The organism is Paenibacillus yanchengensis (assembly GCF_042684845.1).
Classification (GTDB): Bacteria; Bacillota; Bacilli; order Paenibacillales; family Paenibacillaceae; genus Pristimantibacillus; species Pristimantibacillus yanchengensis.
In genome coordinates, this window is record NZ_JBHUMH010000002.1 from 33983 (window position 1) to 58160 (window position 24178).

The following is a 24178-nucleotide window of genomic DNA, read 5'->3' on the forward strand; positions in this document are numbered from 1 at the left end:
AGGTGGGAAAAAGAGATGAATAGATCAAGGTATATTCCGTTTGAACGCAATCGTTATTTTTATGGGAAATTGTTAACTGTACGTGATTTTATGTCGGAACAAACTTATTTTGCAGATAAAAGGCGATTAAGCAATCGGTTGTTGTTTGGAACGGGTGTCATTACTGGTTTGCAGGTCGTTGCTGTTGATGACAAGTCGATATCTGTCGAAGCGGGTGCAGCGCTGGATCAGTTGGGGCGGGAAATTATAGTACCATCACCAATTACGATTAAATTGTCTAATGTTGATGGATTCACTAATAATGAGTATGCCAAAAATGTCTATTTATGTTTAGGCTACGATGAGCTAGGCAAAGAACCAGTCCATACGGTTGCAGGTGCGCTGGGGACGGGTGAGGAAGTAAGTGAACATAATCGCATACTAGAAAGCTATAAATTATTTGTTCGTGAGTCACCACCTGCGCCCAATATGCTAGAATATGATGCGCTGATGGAGGAAACTTCGGTTTGGTACGATGATGGGCAAGTGCGAATTTTACAAACGATACCGAAGTATGTAGAGCCGGGACAAACATTTACATTGGGGTTAACGGTTGAAAAAACGTTGCAAACACCGCATATTTCATTTGAATATGTACCACAGCTCACGAATGGACAGTTTGTGGATGAGCAGTATGCTTCGAAAATTGTGTTCGTGGAACCGACCGATGGCGGTGCGACTACGTACAAAAAACAATTCACTATTCGAGCGTTACCGTTGGAAGTAGAAGATCATAAGCAACAGATACAATTGATAGCAAAAGCTGGTTCTGCCCGACTTGTTATTGGGGACAAACAAATCTATGAACTATCTCATCTGCGTCAGTTAGTGGAAGTAGATTCGAAGCGAGCGACAGAACGGATATTACAAGCTTATCATCAACGTTCGTTAGATCGTGCATTGGAATCGCCAGCAGAGCCAGCAATATACATTGCCAAAATAAGTTTGTTACAAATGGGAGCAAGCTACAGTATCGATCATGTGCAATCGTTACCTTTTCACGATTATGTTATAAATCCGTCTATGCTGCATCGTATATGGAATAAACAGACGGATAGCCGAAATAATCCCTATGAAGATACTACGATGAGTGAAGCGCAGCAAGTGATGGAGAAGCAGCAGGAGCAAGCGGCGGCGGCGAGTGAATTTCCACCGATGGAACAAGAGTTTGCTCGTTTATTTCCTGATGAGGTGGAGCTGGAAGTCGATCCGCTATTTGCTACTGGAACTATCGATATACCAATCGTACAAGAGCAGCCTAAAAAGTGGTATCAACGACGTCAAAGAAAGTTTTATTCCGAAGAAATTAAGCACGACCTTATTACGGATCAACCAGTCCTTTTGACGATAGCTCTCTCTGATGAACAAGAACAAATAGATGTGCCAATGCCTGATATGTGGCGCAGAAGTAATGCTATATTTAGTAGTAACGGTCATCTATTCGATGATAGTGAATTCGCGTCTAATTATCCTGTCGTTACGTTCGCTACGGTGCAATATCCGAAAAAAGGTGCTTTCCGTGTCGGGGTACATGTGAAACATAAAACCGATCGTACATTTTTACGTTTTCGCTGGTGGGCAGTGAAAGTGGATCAAGGCGAGTTGGGGAAAAACGAAGTGTGAAGAAGTGAAGAAGTGAAGAAGTGAAAATGTGAAAATGCAAAAAAGCTCTGACTGCTGCTAAGCAAAGTATTTCTGTGGTGTGGGCAATAGTCAGAGTTTGTTTGATTACATAGGTATAGTGTTGCTTATATTGTCTATGTTTATTTCTTTTTACACGATGGTAGTAAGCTTTTACCTTCCCATTCGCCATGTGCCGGAACATCCATTAAATCGACGATTGTTGGTGCTATATCTAGAATGCTAACTTTTTCGCTAATTTCCCCTGTGGCAATATTCTTACCCCGTAATAAAAACGGAATAGTCATATCTTCCGGTATATTCATCCCATGTCCTCGATCGTGTCCACCGTGGTCTGACGTTACAATTAAGTTATATTCTTCTGGCAAAATGTTAGCCACTTGCTCTACTAATTCCCATGAATCATAGACAGATTGAATATATTCGTCTGACATCCAGCCGAAACGATGCCCATCCATATCTACTTTTCCTAAATAGAGAAAAACGAAATCAGGGCTATGTTCTTGAATGTAAGTAATCGCTTGTTTCGTTAATTCTTGATTAGAATATTCAAACGTATGCCAATCACCGGAAATAAAGCAATTATGGGCAACGGAGCCAGGACGAGCTAAGTCACGCAGTTCAGACCAATTATGAAAATGTCCTGATACTTTTCGTTGCGCAGCTAGTTGTTCATAGAGTCCAGGGATCGGACGTACTTGTGCGGTGTAGACGTTTTCAACAATGCCATGACGTTCTGGCGGAACACTATGAAATAAAGACATATGACAAGGTAATGTAACGCTCGGCATAACCGTCTGTCCGTCTAGCGTATAACTGCCTGTTTGTTTCATTTGCTCAATAAAAGGATGCCCACTAACAGCAAGACTATCTGCACGCATACCATCAATCAATACCATAACAACTTTCTGACCCATAAAAAATCCCTCCAATTATATACGTAGTAAGATTGAATAGATATAAATACAACATAAAAACAACATAACGCAATTAATTACAAGTTGAATATAATGTATTAGGTTGTTATAGTCAACTGAAAAACAGAAATAGTTAATGTGCTGAGATAACGTTCGATGATAGAGATTAAATGGATGTGTGTTTTAACTGTAAAAGATACTTATATAGTGGTTGTCTATGTTTGGTGTGCTTACTATACTCTACCTAATCTATTCTTTTCATACGTCTCCCCTCGTATTATCCAATTCACTAGCGTTTTGAGAAAAATAACGACACAAGAATGTTGGAATTGCTGTTCCTGACGATAAAGCGGAAGCGCCTAAGTATACTTCCGATCCATGACAAATCCATTAGGGTTGGGAAACGAAACTACTTGGAAGTACAGGTGATGGCTTTGGAAACACTATTTCAGGTGTGGAAGTGTTCTACTTATCACAGTGACGACAGGCGCACAAATGATGCTTTGATGTACACAGGAATGACATTCGACTCCTTTCGAACATCTTTGCACGTCTGATGCAAATGCTCCTAACAAAATGGATACGTACGATTTTCCTCTGGCAAGTCTTATTCGACTGTTTTTACAGGATGATTTTTCATCATCTTATGACTTAATAATATGTAAATAGTTAAAATTAAATATAATCTGCTATAAGTCGACAATATAAGATATTTACATATATAGAAAATAGTAGTAAAGTATATTTAATTCTAATTACGGAGTGAGTAAGAATTGTATAAAAAGAACTTATTAGTATGTGCATTTATAGTAACTATAGGTTTATTAACGCTGGCTTCAGGTTGCTCAAAAGTTGCTGAAATGGAGCAAAAAGGAACGCTCAAAGTGCTGTATAATGTGGATGAAGAATGGTTTCAGCAAATTTATGGTAATTTATTTTCAACGAAACATCGTGATGTAGATTTCGAAATTGTGTCTACAAAACCATTATTAACTGCGGGAACCTATTCAAAAGAAAGTTTAAAGCAATTTGTAGATGAGCATCAGCCAGATATTATGGTATTAAATAGTGATGAATATGATTGGCTAATGGAAGCTGGTAATTTGTATGATATGAGTGACTTAGTACATGGCAAAGACTTTGATAGTGAGGAGATTTTGCCAGCTGTTTTGGAATATTTAAAGATGAAAGGCGATGGAAGATTATATGGGTTAGCCCCCACATTTTACAGTACTGCGCTGTTTTACAATAAAGATATTTTTGATGAAGTCGGGATTCCATATCCAACTAATCAGATGACATGGAGTGAAGTATTTCATTTGGCGGAAAGGTTTGTTGGGCAAGTAGATGGTGTATATGGGATTTCGCAACCATTTCAAAATGATCCATTTAATTTCGTACAAACTATAGCAAAATATAATGGAGTCAGTATGTACGATGTAGATAGTAATCAAATTTTACTAAACAATTCCGAGTGGCGACAAATTTTTGAATTAGTTGTGAATGCTTATAAAAACAATATAGTTTTCGATCCAAATGAGACGACAAAAGTATATAACAATATGCAAGATCTAATTGGTGATAAGGTTCTTAATAAGAACGATTCAAATAAAATAAGAGTCTCGAATCTGAACTTTCAATACCCGAATAACACAAAAGAATCGCTTAAAGATATTAGTTTTTCTATTAATCAGGGAGAAAAAATAGTAATTGTTGGCGAGAATGGTGCTGGTAAGAGCACGCTTGTTAAATGCTTACTTGGACTTTATCAAGTTAGATCGGGCATGATTAACATTGGTGAATTTGATATTAATGAAATTGATACTATCAGCTTACGAGGAAGCATAACGGCCATCTTTCAAGATTTTATGAAATATCATCTTACTGCTAAAGAAAATATAGCATTTGGTAATATTAATTCTATTAATGACGAAACAATGCTTACATTCGCAGCTTCAAGTGTAGGCTTGTCTTCTATAATTGATGGACTACCTAATAAATATGAAACAACACTCGGACCTACATTTATAGGTGGTAAAGAATTATCAGGTGGGGAGTGGCAGCGAGTAGCATTAGGTAGGGCAGTATTCAGTAATGCACCAATAATTATATTGGATGAACCTACTTCAGCGCTTGATCCGTTAGCAGAAGTAGATATTTATGAGCATTTTATCAATTCGTTTAAAGATAAGACTGTTATATTTATATCACATCGTTTAGGAGTTTGTCTTAAAGCAGATAAAATTATTGTGCTTAAAGATGGAGTACTTGAAGAACAAGGTACTCATGAAGAATTAATTGAGAACAAAGATTATTACAACAACTTATTTGATAAACAGATTGAGTGGTATACATAGAAAGGGGAGAGGGTTTTAATTTTAGTTATTTTGAATAAGAATACATAGTCAAAGTTTGTTTATTGAATAGTTGATACAGTTATATATACAGAGTGTGTTGAGTGTAAATCTTATGTTGAACTGAAACAGATTGGAAGGAAATTTTATGTAGTGCGATCATTTGTTCCTCTGGTTGACAAGACGTATTTAATTTTTGGATGTATAATGATTTAATTAAATTATAAGTTATTATAGTTATTAAATGGAATATTAGTTTTTTAATAATACTTAAATTTCGGTTATTATTAGATGAAAGGAATGCTCGCATGACGACTGTTATGTTTTATCAAATATGTATCAGTACAGTGTTTATTGTATCCAGTATATTTAAGATGTTATCTATATTAAATTTTCAAATAACTCTTGAGGGCTTAGGGATTACAAAAAAAATTGCTTGGTTAGGCAGCAGAATGTTGCCTATTTATGAGTTAACTGTTGCCATTCTCTTATTGTTTCAAAGTACTAAACTGTACGGTGGTATAGGGATTTTAATTCTTCTTATATGTTTTATATGGGCTGCATGGAAAGACAATAAAAATAATAATAGCCTAAGTTTTAATTGTTTTGGAAATTTAATCGAAGAGAAGTTTGGAATATCAACATAATTAAAGCTGTTTTGATTGGGTTTGGTATTTTTCTAATCTTACAAAACAATAATGAAGTAGAGATTTATCAAATTGCACTATTTGAGATATTATTAAGCTTTTTGATTTCATTATGTGTAATATTAGTCTATTTATTTATTGTTGCAACACTATTTCCTAAGGAGAAAGTGTAAATATTCGTTATCATCAAACGCTATCTATGTAGTGCATCTGCTCTATTAAGAAATAATTATATTCATTATAGTGAATTACTGTAAACTAATTGTTAAAGGTAATACTGATATGATGTTGAGGTGGATAGATAATATTTATCTGGCAACTGGTGTTACCGATCTTCGTAAGTCTATCGATGGTTTGATTATCAAAGTACAAGTGTATCTTCAACTAGATCCTTTCTCTAGAAATCTGTTTTAATTCTGCGATCGAAAGAATGTTAAATATTTTTGCATGATCTATTGCTTACAAATCCAACGTCAAAATTAATAGCCAATTATCGAGAGGATTGATAGTCAACACTTCTAACACAAGGTGTAGTATTTGTGAATATAGTTGTCGCTAATCTGTTATTGTTCCGTGATAATGTCACTAAGGAACAGTGGAATACTACATTGACTAGGATCGAATTGAAGAAAGTATTGGTAGTAAAAAAGATGTTGGATGAGTTAATTATTACAGAAGAAAGGGCGGTGTTACTGGGCTTGTCAACATGGCAAGCTTTGGGATTAAAAAAGACGTAGTGGAATTATACATACTACTTATTATGGAAGTAATAATTGTTATTTTTCGGAGTTGTTAGAAGAGCATGAATCGATTGTGCATAGTTCCTCCAGTATTCGTCGTATCTTATTAGATTAAGGGATCAAAAAAGCCAAACAAAGACGACGAAGTAATATATACTAACCACGGCAACGAAGATCTTAGGCCAGAATGTTAAGGCAATTAGATGCTACACCTTTTGCCTGGTTAGAAGAGCGTGCAATTACATTCACATTACATGCTTCCATTGTTGATGCGACGGGTAGTATTGTTGACGCTCTTTTTAGAGTTAATGAATGAAGAGAAGGCTATTCTATCGCCATGAAGCAGGGAGTGAAGAAATGCGGGGTACCTCTCGGTATTTATTTATAACGATTGGCATACTATCTTCCGGTCACCAAACGAATCACTCACGTTAGAACAAGAGCTTGCAGGAGAAAACAAGCCTCTATCTAACTTTGGTAAAGCCATGGATGACTTACACGTTGAATACATTACTACAAGCCAAAGGACGGATAGAACGACTCTGGGTCACTTCATACTATAGTAGATGTATTAGGAAGTCCTATTACATTTCTTCTAACTGATGGTCAAGTATTGGATTCCGTTCCAGCGATCGAGTTATTTCAGGGATTCGGTTTTACGGGAATTAATATTCCTGGTAATAAAGCATATGGCTCAAAAGATATTCTGAAATGTATTACTATCCAACTGACAACTTATACAGTTCTATCAAATAAAAAAAATCGAAATCCATGAAAAGTTGATTGGCACTTTTATAAAGAAGGTCACTCAGTCGAGTGCTTTCTAAATAAAATTAATCATTTTCATCACATAGCTACTCGTTACGTCAAACTAGCAAAGTCATTTGTACTTTTGTATATGTGGCTTCTATTTTACAATTTACTCAGTCATGAGTTTTCAGATGCGTCCCAGCATATTAAAATTAACTCTAAGGTTTAATGTTTTAAATTTTGATAAACAATTAAATAAATATAGAAATTAAGGGAAGAAATACATTGGATATACTTTACAAAAACAGGAATGTGATGTAAGCTATTGCTAATTAAGCTTAATTAATAATAGAGAAAGAAGAGTATTTCTAATAAGTTATTTGTTTATTTTTGTCGCTATGGAGTTTTCACAGTTTTTTTATCTTTCAACATGGAACGTATCGTATATTGGATTTTGGAGAAATAATAGTCATGAAGAACAAATCAATGAGTTCATTATATTTATTTGTTGTTATATTTACTTCAGTAATTCTTGCAAGTTGTAATTCAGGTATAAAATCAGATAAATTTTATGAAGTCATTAACGAGTCTGAATTACAGAACTATGATCTTAATAAGAATCAGTTGGTACCTTGGGGATTACGTTACCAGAATATTCAGTTTAAACCACTATCATCAAAAAAAATTCGAGTAGCAATTATGGATAGTGGAATTGATGCTAGTCACAAAGATTTAGAAGGTAAAGTGCTCAAAGAGTATAATGCAATAGAGGATAATGTGTATTCTACTTCTGTAGATGTTTTTGGACATGGAACCGCTATTGCTGGGATTATTAGTGCTATTGATAATGATTTTGGGATATTAGGTGTGACACAAAATGTAGAACTAGTGTCGGTTAAAGTTCTTGATGATGAAGGCCGAGGTAACATTGATGATTTTGTTAAGGGAATAAAATGGTGCATTGAGAATGATGTCGAAATTATTAATATGAGTTTCGGAATAATGAGGGACCACGAATTATTAAAAGAATCGATAAATGAAGCAGTAAACAATGGTATTTTAATAGTAGCTTCAGTGGGAAATAAATTTCGAAATGAAGTTGATTATCCTGCTGCATATCAAAACGTTATTTCGGTCACAGGGATAGATAGCTTTGAAAAAAAGCTATCTTCCGCAGCCACTGGAAAGGTAGACTTTAGTGCACCCGGCGTGGATGTATTAAGCTTGGCTCCAGGAGATAAATACGGAGTGTTTACTGGAACTTCGTATGCTACTGCATATATTACTGGAGCAATTGCTAATATACTCTCAGCAAGAGAAATAGAAAAAAATCAGTCAATAAGCTCAGTTGTTAAAGAGGAGTTGGTTGATATTTCAAAAGATATTGGTAACAAAGGCTATGATGAGTTATTTGGTTACGGATCACTATCGAAATAGAAAGTAGGTTAAAAGAAATGATTAGAAATTTATTATCATACAGAACTTTTATCGCAGGTATTTTATCAGTTGTTATGTTATTTGTTGTTTCGGTTCCAAATTATTCAGAGGCAAGTATTGCAAATAGTACTCTCAATGGCATAGAATTTGAGATTGATGTGGACAACGAAGCTGAATTAGTAATTAAAAAAGTAAATGGAATCCAAGCTAAAAGCTACTCAACATTTACCGCCACAGATACCACATCAGATATTAATAGTGTGGAAGCAACTATGACTTTAGACAAAAATACACATGAGATAACTCTTGTAACTAATGAAGTGAGTGAGTCAAGTGAAAAGTATGGTAGAAAATATAATGTAACCATTAATGCTGTTAATTCGTATGGTGACATTGATGCTACTTTTACTGACACTGAGACTAATACTAGTTATAATGTTCAACAGGATAAACTAGAAGCTTCTTTAGTTTGGTTTATACCATTAGGAGTAATTATTGGAGAAGCGCTTCTAGCGCAATTAATCTCAGCAGCGTTGGCAATAACTATTGGAACCGTTGTTTATGTTGCAGCATCAGATGCAGGAGTACTGACGAAACTTAGAAATAGAAAAGATGTAGATCACTATATGGCTGTAATCTCGGCTGGTAAGGTTTGGATTGGAAATGCTTTAACTCTAGCTCAAGCAAAGTATAGGATTACTGATCCGATGTTAAATGATGATTATCGAAATGTATGGTCTAGAACTAGTGCATTAGCGGAGCTTGTTGTTACTTATCCTAATAAACCAGCGATTGGTCCTGAATTAAATGTTAATCAACCAATAGGGTTCTTCTTCTACACTCATTATCACCGTTGGGATAGATTAGGCGGACATTCTTTCTTCTAAAGCATTGGTATTATGTAAATCTTAAAATAAATATACTCCTGCAATTATCGTATTAAGCTTTGATAGGAAGATACAACTTCCTATCAAAGTTCTAAGTAATTACTCGATTTATTTACAAATAAGATATAATGTAAAAGCATTAAACTTAACTTTTTATCAGGAGGCGATAGTATGCAGCAAATTCAACTTTGGGATAGATTGTTTAAAGAAAAAAAAATTCCGAAGAGTTATACTTTAGGTGAGGTAGACAATTTTTTAAAAAGTAAATATAAAGCTATTTCGGTCGATAAGGGGCAGTTCGATGACTTACAGCTTGATCCAGCTGTTAATTTTAATAAAATTGTAGCTTGTTATAAAATTAACGATCCAGAGATACTCCAGTCTATATTTACAGAGAGTGAGTTGCAAATGCATCAGGACTCAAATCAAAAAAATGTTTCTTCTAATTTTGAATTAAATTCCAATTTTAAAATGTGGGTGGATGTTCAAGGAGGAAGATTGATAAATGTAGTAATTGAGAGTGATAACGGTACTACTATGTCTGCTTTCACAATGCAAGGTTTGAGTGAGAAGCTGCTCTATGAATTAGTGATAATGAAGGGTATTGATCCTGAGATATGTCATATTGGAAACGAAACATATGAAACTTATTTGACTTTTCTACACCGAGTAGGATATCTGTCTTAATAAATGCTATTAAACCTTCTGCCATGTGTATTATCGATATCTGCTACGCCAATCTATAAAGACGTTCAACTTGCTTTCAATTGACGATATAGTAAGTGTGGATGATGATATGATGATATCATATATATGGTAATATTTATTTCAAGCAGGGTATGTGATATTCTCTCTCTCATGTTTTTCTTGCAACAATACCTCTATGGAGTCAAAGTAACCAATATAATCTGTTCATCTTTAAAACTGTTAAATACCCCGATTTTTACATAAATCTATTTTGTTGTATTTATGTAGCTGTTACGTAAGGCTGATCATCTCGTGCCATTTACGCTAACCTACTATAAATGACACAATAATCCTAACTTGCTCAGATCCGTAGCATTTATAAAACTCAGCTTATAAAAAATCACCGGTTATAGATTTTTTTATATTTACATTCGCACTCCCCAAGACTCTCTTTACTACTCATGATCAGGGTGATTCTTTTGAAACCTGCCTTTATTTCATATTCGTATCACCAGAAATTTGGTGTGGTAATACTAAATTTGTTTTTATGGATTCAGTTTATTAATTTGGTATCCTGTGATTTTTTTGAGATAAATCTTTTAGACGTAAGATTATTAATTTACATCGCTCATACATTATTATTTTTATAACTTTTATTTTATTCACACTATATTTCTGTAAATGGTATCCATTATTTCTGTCATTCTGAACTGGAATCAAGAGTAAATTTGGATAAAGCATCATTATTGGACTTAGGAACTGTATATTGATTTTTTGGTTTTTCCAATAAACACAAACTCCAACAATAAAGTATATTTATCCGCTTTTTTGTTGGAGTTTGTGTATTATTTAGTCATTTGGATTGATAGGATGTAGCTGGAAATCGTTATTTTGTTGTAAGTTCAACCGCCGTAATTGTCGCAAATTGTGGATTTCCTTTACTGGATACAGTGATGATATACATGTGGTCATTCCAAGTATAGGTATGTATCCGTCCTTGTTTGTGATAGGTGATTAGTTTGGATTCTGCTGGCAGTTTGGTATATTGTTTGTGTAATAGTTCATGTAGTGACTGCACAACTAATTTGTTGGAGATTTGTACATCTTCCAAATGCATATCGTCCAGATTGCCATCATCTGTGCGTGCTGTAAATTGTAATGCTAACGGTTTGTAGGTAACAATTTTAGTAATACCCGGCAAAATAACTGGCGCAGGTATTTCTTCATTTTCCGGTTCGAATGTCCCTTGTTCACCGGTATCATTGGTATGAGGCTCCGTAGTTGTTTCTGTTTCTGTTTCAGTAACAGTATTAGTATCTTTATCTGCATCAGTTACAATATCGGCATCACTTGCCATTATCTCTGATTTTGTCTTCGTATTCGTATCTACTAGCGGATTGTCTTTGGTAGGAACATCATCACTTGTAGTTGTTTTGTTACTAGCAGTTGCAGTATAGCTCAGTTGCATAATGGCTGGTTTCGCAAGCGTACTGACGGCAGATGAAGCAGATGCTGATGCCATTAAAGTATCTGTTGCAGAAACGCCAGTATTAGATCGTGCGCTAATTATAGGCATTGGCGATTCGCTTGATTGATCGGGAATGACTTCTTGGGCAGAAGGTTTGCCAAGTAGTTGTTCCAATTCTGCTAAGGTAAGCTGCAAATAGTGGGCGGGATCTGCTTTTCCATATTGGAATAAACCAATATAGTGCGGTTGCCCGTTGTCTAGTAACCATTTGCCCATTCCATTCAGTTCTCCAGAGCGAAAAGTTCCGCTAAATTCAAGCTGTCCTTCAGCGTTATAAAGTTCGCCTTCGCCATGATAGACGTTATTCAGAAACGCTCCTGTGTAAAGGAGTTGTCCTTGTTCATCGTATAGCGTACCGCTGCCTTCGTAACGATCGGAATTAAATTGTCCTTTGTATTGTACCGTACCATTATCAAAGTACAGCGTACCAGCACCAGTCCGTTTGTTATTGACAAATTCGCCATCGTAGTGCATGGAGCCGTTAGCAAAAAATTGTTTTCCTTGCCCGTGATAGTGCCCAGCTAAAAATGACCCTTCATATTGTACTGCGCCGTTGTTATCGAACTTTCGCCCCGTACCATGAGAGATGCCGTCCTTTAATTGTCCGTCGTATTGGATCGTACCTTGCTGGCTATATACTTTACCAGTTCCTTCATATTTCCCAGCTAGTAATTCGCCATCATAAAGGAGCTGTCCCGTACTGGTATACAGTTTGCCTTTGATAAGTGACCCTTGTTCATACGTACCTTCCGCAACGATATTGCTAGATTCATCGAACTGTTTTCCTAGTCCACTGAATTGCCCATTTGCAAATTGTCCCTCGTACCGTATTTGTTGCTGTTCATCATATAACGTTCCTTTTCCATCATAAAGCCCATGAGCAAATGCCCCTTCATATTGTATCGTTCCATCAGTAAAATATAGCTTTCCATTTCCATCAAATAAGCCGTTGGCAAACAGCCCTTCGTAGTGTACTTTTCCAAGTTCACTATTGTACAATTTTCCATTACCATGATATTCGCCATTATTTAATTGTCCGGTATAAAGTAATTTTTTGTTGCTATCATACAGCTTCACATCACCAGAGTAGCTAGGAATGTCTCCTTGTGCTGTCATCGTAATGGCTGCTTTGCGGTTCAACATTTTATTGACAAATTTCGGTGGTTTAATAAATAAGAAAAAGTACGCTATTAATATGATTAAAATGACGATAACGATTAGTTTTTTGGATATATAGTAGTTTCCAATTGGAATGTAGCTTTGCTTCGTAATTGTTTTTTGACCAAGGATCGATTTGATCCAGCGCCTAATATATTTGGCGACTAGTTTTGGCCAGTTTTTTGCTCGTTTGAGCGGTAATAAAATTTTTCGTTGAATAGGGTTAATAATTGGTTTAATAATGCGTTCTATCAATGTTCCCGACTCCTTTGAGCCAAAATAGTATAGTGTTGCTACTCTAGTTGTGAAATTATGGGATATTAACGGTTAGCTGCCCTGGATTAGCAATTTTGATTATTCCTCCCCACTGACAAGTACAGCTAGATGTACTGTTAAGTGCTGGTAATTTCCCGATAGTAACGGTAGTTGAACCAGGTAACCAAGGTGTCGATGTGATCGGCATACAAGGTTGAGGTGTTAGTACACCAAGTGCTGCTGTCGTAGCCGCCACAACAGTGGGATTGCTCATGGAAGTACATAATCCAAATGGAATAATATTGACTAATGGTTTATGATCCATAATCGTTGCAGCAGGGGTCGTGCTGTTTACTTGATTCATTGGCAAAACATTAAGTGTAGATGGCATCATGCCAAAACTACAATTAGTAATTGCTCCTGCACAAACTAATTGTCCGATTGTAATCACCCTTACAAAATGGATTTGAAAAATACGCTATTATTAATTTATCAACCAACTCAACTAATCTTATTTTACTACTTATGAAATTAATAGGCAATAAATATATATTTTACCTTTCGAATGAGGGATCAAGTTGAAAACGAAATTAGCTCTTCTGTTTGGTGTGTTTGTCGTGTCGATTGTGTTGTTAATGATGATGCGGGATAGCTGGACCTTACGTCCTTTTCAAAGTGTCGAGCAGTATACGAATATATCTCGTGTCATGATGGACAACGAAGGGGCGATGTATAGCATTGCTCATTCTAAAAAAATAGTACAAAAAGTAAATGCAGAGGGCATTCTCGTATTTCGTTATGGTAGCCAGAATGCTATGCAAGCGAATGCAGTGTATATGTTTAATGCTGTAGCAGCTGATGATGTTGGTAATAGTTATGTGTTGGAAACAAAGTTAGATAGTTACGGCTTGAAGGTGCTAGGGGAACGTATTATTCAATTATCTCCAAGCGGTGATCTACGAGCAGTGTTGTACGAGCAAGTGTATCCAGTAAGTGACTTGTATCGAATAGGCAATGTGCAAACGATGTGGATAGAGCAAGGGGAACTGTTTTTCTTTCGCAAAGAGAGTAGTAATGAAGCTTCATTAATGAAATTACCATTAGCTCCATCGGCTGTAGTAGAACCAGAAATTGTAACAACCGTGACACTACCAAAAGAGACGGTAATTAATGAACTTATTCGTTATACTGCTACTAGTTTTCTAGCGACAACGAAGCAGGGGCAACTATATATAATAGAAGGAAGCCGGTTAATGCCACAGCATTTGACCGCTACACCAGCAGAGCTTAACTTCCCGTTGTCGATAGCAACAGATGGGACAGGCGCTATCTATTATGTAGATAATCACGACCAAGCGATTAAACAAAAAATGGTTATGAGAACTGACTCCGGAGAAATGGTGGAAAAGAAGGCTACGGTATGGATGGGTACAGCGCAATTTATGCAAAATAGTGCAGATACCGAAGGGGCACTGATTAGTCACCTTTCTATTTATGGAGAACAGATGCTTGTCGCTACTGCTAATATGATTTATGTGCTGCAATTAGATGGAACAGTAACAGCATCACTTGATAAATATCGCTATCCGGCTATGGAGCAGGGCAAAAAAATATTGTGCTGGTTGTTACTTTTGATCGCTGTTACGACATTTATTGTTTTGTTGCGTGTGTTATATATTGATGTGATGAAACGGATGTTATCTTTACTATTAAAGCATTTACTCGTTATTTTGCCGATTGTTTTGTTGTCGATGGCAGGTTTGTCATATTCGGTCTATACGTCTTTTTCTTCTGAAATGAAAGCTGATACGTATAAGCAACTACAAATTTTGGCAGCTAACGGGCAATATTTAATAGATGGAGAAATGCTAGAGCGGTTAGATAGACTGCAAGATTACGGAAATAGTGATTATATGGCGATGAAAACTAGAATAAACGAAGTCTTTTCACGAGCAGGAGAAGATCGTTCTGGATTGTACAACACGATATACCGTTACATGGATGGCAAATTATATATTGTGATGGATGACGATGATAGTGTGCCCATGTTCGAACCGTTTGCGCTTAACGAGGAAAATGAACGTGTCATTGCCGAAGGCGACATTATTGTTGGGGAATGGGAAGATGCGCTTGGAGAGTGGATGTATGCACTTGGACCAATCTATCACGCCAATGGAGAAATTATCGGAATATATGAAACAGGCAAAGATATGACGGGCGTTAATCAAAGTAAGCAAAATATTTTGTACGACGTATTTAAAATATTTGCACTTATTGGTTTTATTTTACTAACAATTATTACGATAATGACTATCTATTTGCTATCTTCACTACGTACGCTAAGACGCAACGTAAACCTTATTGCAGGTGGGCAGTGGGATGTGCGGGTTGATATTCGGTCGCGAGATGAAATAGAGGAACTTGGCGATCGGTTCAATATGATGGCAGGCTCGATCAGTCAATATGTTCAGGAAGTAACGAAGCTGAGCAGTGCTTACTTTCGCTTTGTGCCACAGCAATTTTTGAAAGTACTTGGGAAAACGAGAATGGCGGATATTAAGCTAGGGGAGCAGCAGCAACGTCATATGACGATTTTAGTTTGTAATATGAGGCAGTTTGGTGAGTTGTCTTCTCAGCTCAGTACAGAGGAAAACTTTAAGTTTATCAATTCGTTTCTAAATTATTTTGGACCTACTATTCGAGAGCATGGTGGTTTTACGATTCGTTATTTGGGCGCTGGAATGTTGACGATGTTTCCGAGTGGGGCAGATGCAGCATTGCAAGCAGCCGGGGAACTAAGGGAGAGATTACAACAATTTAATAAGGATCGAGAAAATCGTCAATTGTCTCCTATCGATATTAGTATAGCAATTCATACAGGTGATGTGATGCTTGGCATTATTGGCGAAGAGCAGCGAATGGAAGGCAGCGTTGTATCGAATCATGTTCAACTGGCGTTAGATCTCGAAAAAGTATCACCAAAACTTGGCGTAACGGTGCTGTTAACGGAAGAAACGAAGCAGTCTTTGCGAGCAGTAGATCACGATCATATTCGTAAATTAGGTTGGATTGAACTCGATATCGATGGAAAAGCAGAGCCATTGTATGATTGGTATGCGGGTGATCCAGAACATAATCGTGAACTGAAATATGAGACGAAACAGCAATTTGAACGAGCGATAGAAGCGTTTAACGCTGGTAGATTTTATGATGCAAGAGAAGGTTTCGTAGCTGTCGTTCGCAAAAATCGGGATGACTTAATAGCGAAACATTATTTCTTTGCTTGTGATCGCTTGTTGCAACAAGGGGCGGCAAACCAGCAACAGATTGCACTTCGCATGTATGGGCTGGATAGTTAGTCGCTATGTTGTGCTGTGCAAAGGAGGGGGAAAGAAGATATGAACGATCTAACTGGTCTTAACGACCAGCATGATGATGTTATCGAAACAAGCTTTTCTAGCATTCGACCAGTTGCCAATGGAACAGAAGCGGGTAAAGTATCTGACTTCTTACTCAGCGAACATTGTTTTGATGATCAACGGTTTACTCCAGGAGAAACAGAACAACTACAGTGGCTACCAATTCGAAGTTTGCAAGAGAAACATGTGTTTTGTTGGTTTGAAGCGGAAGCGGGAGAAATTATTTCGGCTATTATATTTATGGAGAATGAACATCGTAGTGGTGGTTATCGGCTAGAATATTTTGGCGTGCATCGTAACTATCGCCATCGCAAACTGGGGTACAAACTACTGCAAGCGATGTTCCAGTTTTGTAAGTCAAGGAAAGGACGATATGTGGAAACATTCACATGTGACTTGCCTGAATATGCGAGCGCCCGCCAACTATTTAAACGTAACGATTTTCAGTTTATGTGTCATTTACCGGATTATTATTATGCTGGCGAAGGAAAGTTAGTGTATATGAAGATGCTGGACGGTTAGTGGAAATGAAGCCTTTTCTGATTACCTATTGGTAGCAGAAGAGGCTATTTTTTATGGTAAATAAATGTTGTGAGTTCCTTAAGCATTGAAACATACTATTGTTGCCCTCTTTGCCCTATATGTTAAGTAAATCCACCTATTAACATATATAGCTTAAAGATGTATTATTTGATGCATAACATTTGTTTTTGTAGTTTATTGTCATCATATGTTACATCGAAAGAATCGACACCACTTAGTGTTGGGGAGGATTTCATGAAGAAAAAGGGGTCTAAAAAAGAGAAAAAAATATTTTTTAAAGTGTACATGTGGACCATATCGTATTTGTATCAATATCGTTGGAAGTTTGCACTGTTTGTTATTAGTGGTATTGTGCTGACTCTTGTTAACCTTGCGGTACCTAAATTGTTTCAACGTTTGATCGACGACATTATTCCACAAAAAAATGTATCCGCTTTACTTTGGTTGCTGGCTATGTTTGCTATATTAATAGTATCATTTTTTACCTTCACTGTTTTGCGGCAATGGATGCAGCGACATATTCAAGAAAAGGCAGGGATAGATTTACAATTGTCGTTATTCCATCATTTGCGAAAATTAGGATTTTCCCATTATGAGAAAACACCAACTGGTTATACCCTCTCGATGTTTCATACCGAAGTTGCCGCAGTGCAGCAAATGTATAGTAATCTATTTCCTTCCATGCTGGAAAGAAGTGTTACCGTCATTATATCTTCCATCCTTTTGTTTTCTATTAATGTTAAATTAAGCCTTATAATTATCCCTTGTATTCTACTTTATTTTGTAGGGGGACCTTACTTCTCAAAGAAATGGGGAGTGTGGAACAAAGAAGCGCTGCATCTCAGACGAGAGACTGGCAAGAAGTTGTACGATAGTATATCTGCGCTTATTGAAGTGCGTGCTTATGGTCGAGTGGATTGGGATTTAAAGCGGCTCATTCAGTCGCAAAGTGATTACCATCGGGCGTTGTTAAAACAGTATGTGTTTTCTTATTTACGGGGTGCGATGCGAACGCTATCCGCTAATATTGGAACGTTAGTATTGTTTATAGCAAGTGCTATTTTTATTCAACAAGGTTCGCTAACGATTGGAGATTTTGTCGCTTTTAGTCTCTACTTTTTTATTGTGATGGATACGCTTATTTCATTAATTGGTTTACTTACCCAACAGAGTGTCGTTATTTCACAAGCCGAGCTTTTATATCGTTTTCTTGCTATAGAACCAGAAGTAAAAGAAGTTGACAAGCCGCACTGGCTACAGGAAGTAAAAGGAGCAATTACGTTTGATCGTGTTTCTTTCGGATATAATGGGCAATCGGATGTTATTCAGCACTTTAATTTAGACGTTCAACCCGGAGAGAAAGTGGCGTTTGTTGGATCAAGTGGTAATGGAAAATCGACATTGTTAAAACTCGTTTCTCGTTTTTATGATACGACGTCTGGCGAAATTCGGCTAGATGGTATGCCAATCTCACAATTATCGTTTGCGCAGTTACGTGGTTCGATTGGTTTTGTATTTCAAGAGACGTATTTGTTTGGCGGTACAATTATGGATAATATTCGATTTGGAAAACCAGAAGCTACAGGGGAAGAAATTATAGCTGCTGCGAAGTCAGCTTTTGCACATCACTTTATTATGGAATTCCCGCAAGGCTACCAGACTGAGGTTGGGGAAAGAGGAGTGAAGCTGTCTGGCGGACAGAAGCAGCGAATTGCTATAGCTAGAATGTTCATGAAAGATCCGCAAATTATTTTGCTAGACGAAGCAACATCCGCATTAGACAGTACTAGTGAGCAAGAAGTAATGCGTTCGTTAGATGCGTTATTAGAAGGAAGAACGACGATTGCGGTAGCACATCGACTATCTACGGTACAACATTTTGACAAAATCGTTCTTGTTGAACAGGGGCAGCCAGCAGAAGTGGGTCGCTATGAGCAGCTGATGGAACAACAAGGGGCATTCTATCAACTAGTAAGAGGGCGATTGTCTGAAGGAGTGGTAGGCTGATGAGTAATTTGCGATGGATGTTTCAATATATGAAGTTGATTAAAGGTTTAATTATGATCGGCTTCACGGTCAAAATATTGCATACCGCTTCCCATATTGTATTAACAGGGCTTCAGAAGTTTGTGATTGATGATATGTTTATGGAAGGAAATTTTGATCTGCTATTACCATTATCTTTAGCTTTTGTTGGAGCAATTATTGCAGCGCTGTTGTTTGGTGGTATAGCTAGATGGCTGCTAGATTACAATGCACTTGTACTCAATCGAATTATTACTGGTGATATGATTCAAGCGATTCATAAGCTACCCGTGCAAAAAATTCAAAACCGACGAACGGGCGATTTGGTTAACTACATTACGAATGATGTAAAGCATGTGACCAATACGATATCTTCCTTTACTCCGGAAGGAATTTCTCATCTCGTAACGTTTGTTTCTCTCTGTTTTATTATTGGATATTCTAATATCACTATTTTGCTAGCTATATTGTCGCTCAGTGTACTGTACATTATATTTGGTAAACACTTCACACCACGATTGAAAAATAAAGCAAAGGAAGTACAAGAAAAAAACGCCGAATTGCTCGTCCATATAGAAGAAGGGATTGCTTCGACAAGAGAAGTAGTAGCTTATCACCGTTATGATTGGGAGAATGCTAGATTGATGCAAGCTTTTCGTAACTATTTCCAAAAAGCAATGGAGTTATGGAAAGTGCAAATAAGCAGTACACTGGCAACAGGACCAATTCAATGGCTTACAACGTTAATTATATTTGGAGTAGGCGGCTATCAAGTGATGCAAGGAAGTTTAAGTATCGGTTTATTCGTAATTATGTATCAATTTTCTAATCAACTCATTCTTGCTACGCAAGGTGTTTATAACTTTGTAACGACATTTTCTACTCGGTTAGCTGCAGTGGAGCGTGTGCGAGTCATTATGGAAGATGAACGGCAATTAGATGGAGAAATAGCATTGCAAGAAGAAATAACAGCTATTGAGCTGGATCGCGTTGCTTTTCGTTATTCGGATGAACATCCACCCGTGTTTGAACATATGTCGATGCATATTCCAATGAGGAAAAAAGTGGCGTTTGTCGGCACTAGTGGTGGTGGCAAATCAACGATTGCCCAGTTGCTTATTCGTTTTTTTGAACCTACAGATGGAGAAATCAAAGTAAATGGGCTGCCACTAACGGATATAAAAAGAGAGGATTGGTCAGAAAAGGTAGCTATCGTCTTTCAAGAACCATATCTGTTTCCCGAGTCTATACGCACTAATTTATTATTAGGCAGAGAGGAAATAACAGAAGCTGAAATGATCCGAGCCTGTGAAGCAGCTTGCATTCATGAGATGATTGCTGGTTTAAAGCACGGCTATGATACAGAAATTGGAGAACGAGGCATACAATTATCGGGTGGTCAGCGGCAACGAATTGCTTTGGCTCGAGCGTTGTTGAGCAATAAAGAAATTTTAATACTAGATGAAGCAACTTCGGCACTAGACTTAGAAACCGAGCGACAAGTACAGGCTAATCTCGATGCGTGGCGTAAAGGGAAAACAACGATTATTATTGCCCACCGTTTATCAACGATTACGAATGCTGATATTATCTATGTTTTGCAAGATGGACGTTTAGTAGAACAAGGTACTCACCAACAATTGATCGCCAATGAAAGTGTATATGAACAATTAGTTAGTACGCAACATCGGTTGGAAGGAATGGTGGTGTAATATCATCTAACATCTTTCCTAACTCACCTGCTAACTCAATACGATTCTTATTTAGTGGTAGCCAATAATATTTGAAGCGTAAATGATTATCTAATCCATTTGAAACAACCTGATGTATCCACGTATTAGTAGTAATAGATGTATGGAGGAGATAAGTGTGTCTTTCATGTACTTCAATTTTGAGCGGTGAGAAATAATCATATGATCCAAGTTTTTGTATAATTTTAAGATGGTCTTTTGAGATACCACTTTCTTCATATATTTCTCTAAAAAGAGCACTTTCCAAATTAGTATCCCATCTTTCAACAGTTCCTGCAGGAACTTGAATACCAGCAGAAGGATGATCTAAGTGTTCAAAAACAAGAAGTTCTGTTGCTTCTTGTTTTTTTCTGATGATATAACCTACAACTTTAATTTTTTTCATAGTTCCTCCAATTTATAAATGTATAATAATCTATCTAAACCCATTATAAAGGAAATCAGTCCTATTGCCATATTATCTGTAAAGTCCTAAATCTTATAAATAAAACTTGTTAATCATAAGAAAAGTGTTATTAACCTATAGTTTAAGAGGATAACCCGTCAATTGTTATACTACATAATCATATAATAGTAGGAGGCTGGAATGTATTATCGGTATAGAAGTATGGTGAAAAATTGATATCTATCGGTTTTATAAGGCACGGACTGAAAGATTGCAATATTCAAATTTAAGACATGCTGCGTTTATGATCGAATCTAACATTAGATATCGTGAAAACGTTTCACATTACAATACATTTGATTATGTTGTTTTTGACAGGTGGCATTTTACAGATGCAGTATATTTACAAGTTCCAATTAGCAAGTATAGGGGAAACTGAAAACTTTTAATAGCTTCTTAGGAAAGCGAGGTATGATGAACTAAACTATGGGATTAGCGAGGTGTAGCATGAAAATTGTGTATGTAGAATCGAAGTATGCAGGAATTAATTGAAAAAGGAGACTGTAATTAATGAGAGTAGAAAATAGTAGTCAAGCTAGTAGCAACAGCAATCGGCAGTTTAACCCATTTAGTCTAGCTGGTAAATTGGCGCTTATTACAGGTGGAGGAACAGGTTTAGGCTTGGGGATGGCACAGGCTGTCATTGATGCGGGAGGCAAAGTTATTTTAACTGGGCGCAGGGAAGAAGTATTGCGTGAAGCAGTTGCACAGTTGGGAGAAAAAGAAGCGTATATGGTACATGACATTACTGATTTGGCTAGTATACCTGCACTTGCACAAGCAGTTAATGACCGGTTTGGCAAGTTAGATATATTGATTAATAATGCTGGTATTCATCATAAGCAAGATGCGGTGGAAACGAGCGATACTGACTTTGAGAAAGTTCTGTTGACACATGTACATGGTGCTTTTGCGATGACGAGAGAGTTTGCTCCTTCTATGATTAAGCGCAAGGAAGGAAGTATTATATTCATCTCATCGATGTCTGCGATTATGGGAATGCCAAAAGTGATCGCTTATTCCGCTGCTAAAACAGCAGTTAGTGGGATGGTGCGTGCGCTTGCTAGCGAATTTTCTCCGCATGGTGTGCGGGTGAATGCTATCGTTCCCGGTTGGATAGAGAGCGAAATGTCGAATAAAGCGTTAAATAGTGATCCAGAACGTAAGAGAAAAGTGATGAGTCGTACGCCATTAGGGCATATGGGAAAACCTGCTGATATTGGTCATGCAGCTGTGTTTTTAGCTTCGCCAGCCGCTCAATTCATTACAGGTGCAGAACTTCGTGTCGATGGTGGTGCTGGTATCGGGTTTTGATGGTTTGTAGTAGGTACAAATAGTCTAATACCCCTATAGAGTTACCAATACCAGTTCTCAAATAGGGGTTTCTATTAGATAGCTTGTTAAATGATCTGATTACAATATTACTAGATTACAGAATGCCGTATTTGGCAAACGCATCTGTAGCAGACATACCATTATCAATGGCGTGACGAACTGTTTTTTCTGCACGTGCTTTTGTAAGTGCCTTTTCGATGACTTCCACTTCATGTTTTTTTGGAATGATAACGACACCGTCCAAGTCACCAAATACAAGATCGCCTGGTTCGATCCATACACCGCCAATTTCAATCGGGCAGCGATAGTCTACTACTTGTGTACGGACAGAGGAATCTTGCGCAAATCTGCCACGGCTAAAAACGGGCCAGTTTTGTTCCATTACTTGCGGTGTATCTCGATGAAAGCCGTTTACAATAGCTCCAGCTGCACCACGATTACGGGCAGTAGCTGTCAAAATCTCGCCCCAATACGCACAGCGCATATCGCCACCACTAGCAATATAGACTTCATCTTTTTGCAATTGGTCGAGTGCTTCCGTTAGTTTACCGAAAGGTTTTTTCTGTGGACCATATACGTCAATCATGACAGCAGGCATTGCTCTTCCAGTAAGTTTATCTTCTGTTCTGATCGGTTGAATAGGTTGTGGCAAAATTTGGTGATAACAGCCAAGCTCATCTAGAATGTCACCAACGACAGGGGTGTAAAGCTCATTTTTAATTAAAGCAAATAATTCATCATCATTTTTCCATTCAGGCATGTTTGATTCATCCTTCCCGTAATTATAATAAATTAATGCGAGGTATATAGCGGATAAAATATTACTGATAAAATTATCGATAATATTATCAGTAATATTGAAATAGTAACAAATCGATCATGATGTGTCAATAAGGCGACCGGTTTGGTGTAATAATATGGATGGGTAATCGATATGATTGTATAGCTTGATAAATAAAAGTTTTATTACTTGTAAACTAGAATCCATATGGAAAGGAATGCTGGGGCTTCGCCTACGCACTATACTATTAATGGTTACTTCACGTCATAATTAGGTCATGTTAAACATCAATGAATGGATCGGTAAGCTTGTACGTTTTTTCGTACAAAGTTTCATTCCGATCATCACAATTGCGGTTGTTTGTTTGTTTTATCGTATAAAAACTTTACGCTTAACCTATTATTAGGGTCACTTTATATGATTTTTCGTATAAACTTGTCTCTCTCGACTACCTATTTGAATGTTTGTATGTTTTTTCATATAAAGTCCTACAAATCCTTCCCTATTATAATTTTTACATTAGATTTTAAGACCTTTTGCGATAAAAGCCACGACTGAACAACCAGAGTTGTCAATTGTTACAACACTTGGAAATGAAAAAAAACGACCTTAAGATCGACTTTTCACATTAGTAGACATGGATTCCATTTTCCATTTTTAAACGGACTACTTGATCAGTTTTTAGACACGCTCCAGTTAAAACGCTAATAATAGAGACCTGCGGTAATATGTCAAGTGAAAAACAGTTAGAAATTTAATTATCAAGGATCAATTTTCTTTAAAAAGGCAACAGGAAAATAGACCAGCAAGTAAATGTAAATTACTGGTATATATTCAAA

The 24178-nt window shown here is 36.9% G+C and carries 17 protein-coding genes and 1 pseudogene; 13 read left to right on the plus strand and 5 right to left on the minus strand.

Annotated features, from left to right (window positions below; all coding sequences use genetic code 11):
• Positions 1 to 15: 15 nt before the first annotated feature.
• Positions 16 to 1662, plus strand: a complete 1647-nt coding sequence (locus ACFSTH_RS00145) for a hypothetical protein (protein WP_377769135.1) — start codon at positions 16 to 18, stop codon at positions 1660 to 1662.
• 140 nt (positions 1663 to 1802) lie between these two features.
• Here ACFSTH_RS00145 and ACFSTH_RS00150 read toward each other — a convergent pair whose 3' ends face one another.
• Complete coding sequence (locus ACFSTH_RS00150; protein WP_377769136.1) at positions 1803 to 2597, minus strand: alkaline phosphatase family protein; 795 nt, start codon at positions 2595 to 2597, stop codon at positions 1803 to 1805.
• Positions 2598 to 3370: 773 nt separating this feature from the next.
• Between ACFSTH_RS00150 and ACFSTH_RS00155 the strand changes: the two genes are divergently transcribed.
• The 7 genes and pseudogenes from ACFSTH_RS00155 to ACFSTH_RS00190 all read left to right on the plus strand — a co-directional run bounded on the left by ACFSTH_RS00155 (position 3371) and on the right by ACFSTH_RS00190 (position 10099).
• Positions 3371 to 4954, plus strand: a complete 1584-nt coding sequence (locus tag ACFSTH_RS00155) for an extracellular solute-binding protein (RefSeq protein ID WP_377769137.1) — start codon at positions 3371 to 3373, stop codon at positions 4952 to 4954.
• Positions 4955 to 5259: 305 nt separating this feature from the next.
• On the plus strand, positions 5260 to 5598 hold the full coding sequence (locus ACFSTH_RS00160; protein WP_377769138.1) for a MauE/DoxX family redox-associated membrane protein: 339 nt from the start codon (positions 5260 to 5262) through the stop codon (positions 5596 to 5598).
• A gap of 285 nt (positions 5599 to 5883) precedes the next feature.
• A complete protein-coding gene (tnpB, locus tag ACFSTH_RS00165; protein ID WP_377769156.1) occupies positions 5884 to 6012 on the plus strand; it encodes an IS66 family insertion sequence element accessory protein TnpB in 129 nt (42 codons plus the stop codon).
• A gap of 194 nt (positions 6013 to 6206) precedes the next feature.
• A pseudogene (locus ACFSTH_RS21065) lies at positions 6207 to 6890 on the plus strand (ISNCY family transposase); the annotation flags it as partial.
• Between the two features lie 669 nt (positions 6891 to 7559).
• Complete coding sequence (locus ACFSTH_RS00180) at positions 7560 to 8525, plus strand: S8 family serine peptidase (RefSeq protein ID WP_377769141.1); 966 nt, start codon at positions 7560 to 7562, stop codon at positions 8523 to 8525.
• A gap of 17 nt (positions 8526 to 8542) precedes the next feature.
• Positions 8543 to 9412 (plus strand): SAR2788 family putative toxin, encoded by an 870-nt coding sequence (locus tag ACFSTH_RS00185; protein WP_377769142.1) that lies wholly within the window; start codon positions 8543 to 8545, stop codon positions 9410 to 9412.
• A gap of 171 nt (positions 9413 to 9583) precedes the next feature.
• Complete coding sequence (locus tag ACFSTH_RS00190; RefSeq protein WP_377769143.1) at positions 9584 to 10099, plus strand: hypothetical protein; 516 nt, start codon at positions 9584 to 9586, stop codon at positions 10097 to 10099.
• Between the two features lie 886 nt (positions 10100 to 10985).
• Here ACFSTH_RS00190 and ACFSTH_RS00195 read toward each other — a convergent pair.
• Positions 10986 to 13040, minus strand: coding sequence for an MORN repeat-containing protein (locus tag ACFSTH_RS00195; protein ID WP_377769144.1), 2055 nt, complete (start codon positions 13038 to 13040; stop codon positions 10986 to 10988).
• Between the two features lie 55 nt (positions 13041 to 13095).
• On the minus strand, positions 13096 to 13491 hold the full coding sequence (locus ACFSTH_RS00200; protein WP_377769145.1) for a DUF4280 domain-containing protein: 396 nt from the start codon (positions 13489 to 13491) through the stop codon (positions 13096 to 13098).
• Positions 13492 to 13618: 127 nt separating this feature from the next.
• Between ACFSTH_RS00200 and ACFSTH_RS00205 the strand changes: the two genes are divergently transcribed.
• The 4 genes from ACFSTH_RS00205 to ACFSTH_RS00220 all read left to right on the plus strand — a co-directional run bounded on the left by ACFSTH_RS00205 (position 13619) and on the right by ACFSTH_RS00220 (position 20739).
• Complete coding sequence (locus tag ACFSTH_RS00205; RefSeq protein ID WP_377769146.1) at positions 13619 to 16399, plus strand: adenylate/guanylate cyclase domain-containing protein; 2781 nt, start codon at positions 13619 to 13621, stop codon at positions 16397 to 16399.
• 39 nt (positions 16400 to 16438) lie between these two features.
• Positions 16439 to 16981, plus strand: a complete 543-nt coding sequence (locus tag ACFSTH_RS00210) for a GNAT family N-acetyltransferase (protein ID WP_377769147.1) — start codon at positions 16439 to 16441, stop codon at positions 16979 to 16981.
• A gap of 255 nt (positions 16982 to 17236) precedes the next feature.
• Positions 17237 to 19009 carry an ABC transporter ATP-binding protein gene (locus ACFSTH_RS00215; RefSeq protein ID WP_377769148.1) on the plus strand — a complete coding sequence of 591 codons (1773 nt, stop codon included), beginning with the start codon at positions 17237 to 17239 and terminating at the stop codon, positions 19007 to 19009.
• Positions 19009 to 20739, plus strand: a complete 1731-nt coding sequence (locus ACFSTH_RS00220) for an ABC transporter ATP-binding protein (RefSeq protein ID WP_377769149.1) — start codon at positions 19009 to 19011, stop codon at positions 20737 to 20739. The genes ACFSTH_RS00215 and ACFSTH_RS00220 overlap by 1 nt, the downstream gene beginning before the upstream one ends.
• On the opposite strand, the gene ACFSTH_RS00225 is transcribed toward ACFSTH_RS00220, so the two are convergent.
• Positions 20702 to 21163 (minus strand): NUDIX hydrolase, encoded by a 462-nt coding sequence (locus ACFSTH_RS00225; RefSeq protein WP_377769150.1) that lies wholly within the window; start codon positions 21161 to 21163, stop codon positions 20702 to 20704. The two genes, ACFSTH_RS00220 and ACFSTH_RS00225, sit on opposite strands and share 38 nt — an antisense overlap.
• A gap of 570 nt (positions 21164 to 21733) precedes the next feature.
• On the opposite strand from ACFSTH_RS00225, the gene ACFSTH_RS00230 reads away from it, so the two are divergent.
• Positions 21734 to 22537 (plus strand): SDR family NAD(P)-dependent oxidoreductase, encoded by an 804-nt coding sequence (locus ACFSTH_RS00230; protein ID WP_377769151.1) that lies wholly within the window; start codon positions 21734 to 21736, stop codon positions 22535 to 22537.
• Between the two features lie 115 nt (positions 22538 to 22652).
• Here ACFSTH_RS00230 and ACFSTH_RS00235 read toward each other — a convergent pair whose 3' ends face one another.
• The gene (locus ACFSTH_RS00235) at positions 22653 to 23318 is read right to left on the minus strand and encodes an RraA family protein (RefSeq protein ID WP_377769152.1); all 666 of its coding nucleotides are present in this window, start codon (positions 23316 to 23318) and stop codon (positions 22653 to 22655) included.
• Positions 23319 to 24178: the final 860 nt, after the last annotated feature.

Coding starts and splice junctions, on each gene's coding strand:
- ACFSTH_RS00145 (WP_377769135.1), top strand. CDS start 16: ATGAATAGATCAAGGTATATTCCGTTTGAACGCAATCGTTATTTTTAT.
- ACFSTH_RS00150 (WP_377769136.1), bottom strand. CDS start 2,597: ATGGGTCAGAAAGTTGTTATGGTATTGATTGATGGTATGCGTGCAGAT.
- ACFSTH_RS00160 (WP_377769138.1), top strand. CDS start 5,260: ATGACGACTGTTATGTTTTATCAAATATGTATCAGTACAGTGTTTATT.
- tnpB (WP_377769156.1), top strand. CDS start 5,884: ATGTTGAGGTGGATAGATAATATTTATCTGGCAACTGGTGTTACCGAT.
- ACFSTH_RS00180 (WP_377769141.1), top strand. CDS start 7,560: ATGAAGAACAAATCAATGAGTTCATTATATTTATTTGTTGTTATATTT.
- ACFSTH_RS00185 (WP_377769142.1), top strand. CDS start 8,543: ATGATTAGAAATTTATTATCATACAGAACTTTTATCGCAGGTATTTTA.
- ACFSTH_RS00190 (WP_377769143.1), top strand. CDS start 9,584: ATGCAGCAAATTCAACTTTGGGATAGATTGTTTAAAGAAAAAAAAATT.
- ACFSTH_RS00210 (WP_377769147.1), top strand. CDS start 16,439: ATGAACGATCTAACTGGTCTTAACGACCAGCATGATGATGTTATCGAA.
- ACFSTH_RS00215 (WP_377769148.1), top strand. CDS start 17,237: ATGAAGAAAAAGGGGTCTAAAAAAGAGAAAAAAATATTTTTTAAAGTG.
- ACFSTH_RS00220 (WP_377769149.1), top strand. CDS start 19,009: ATGAGTAATTTGCGATGGATGTTTCAATATATGAAGTTGATTAAAGGT.
- ACFSTH_RS00225 (WP_377769150.1), bottom strand. CDS start 21,163: ATGAAAAAAATTAAAGTTGTAGGTTATATCATCAGAAAAAAACAAGAA.
- ACFSTH_RS00230 (WP_377769151.1), top strand. CDS start 21,734: ATGAGAGTAGAAAATAGTAGTCAAGCTAGTAGCAACAGCAATCGGCAG.
- ACFSTH_RS00235 (WP_377769152.1), bottom strand. CDS start 23,318: ATGCCTGAATGGAAAAATGATGATGAATTATTTGCTTTAATTAAAAAT.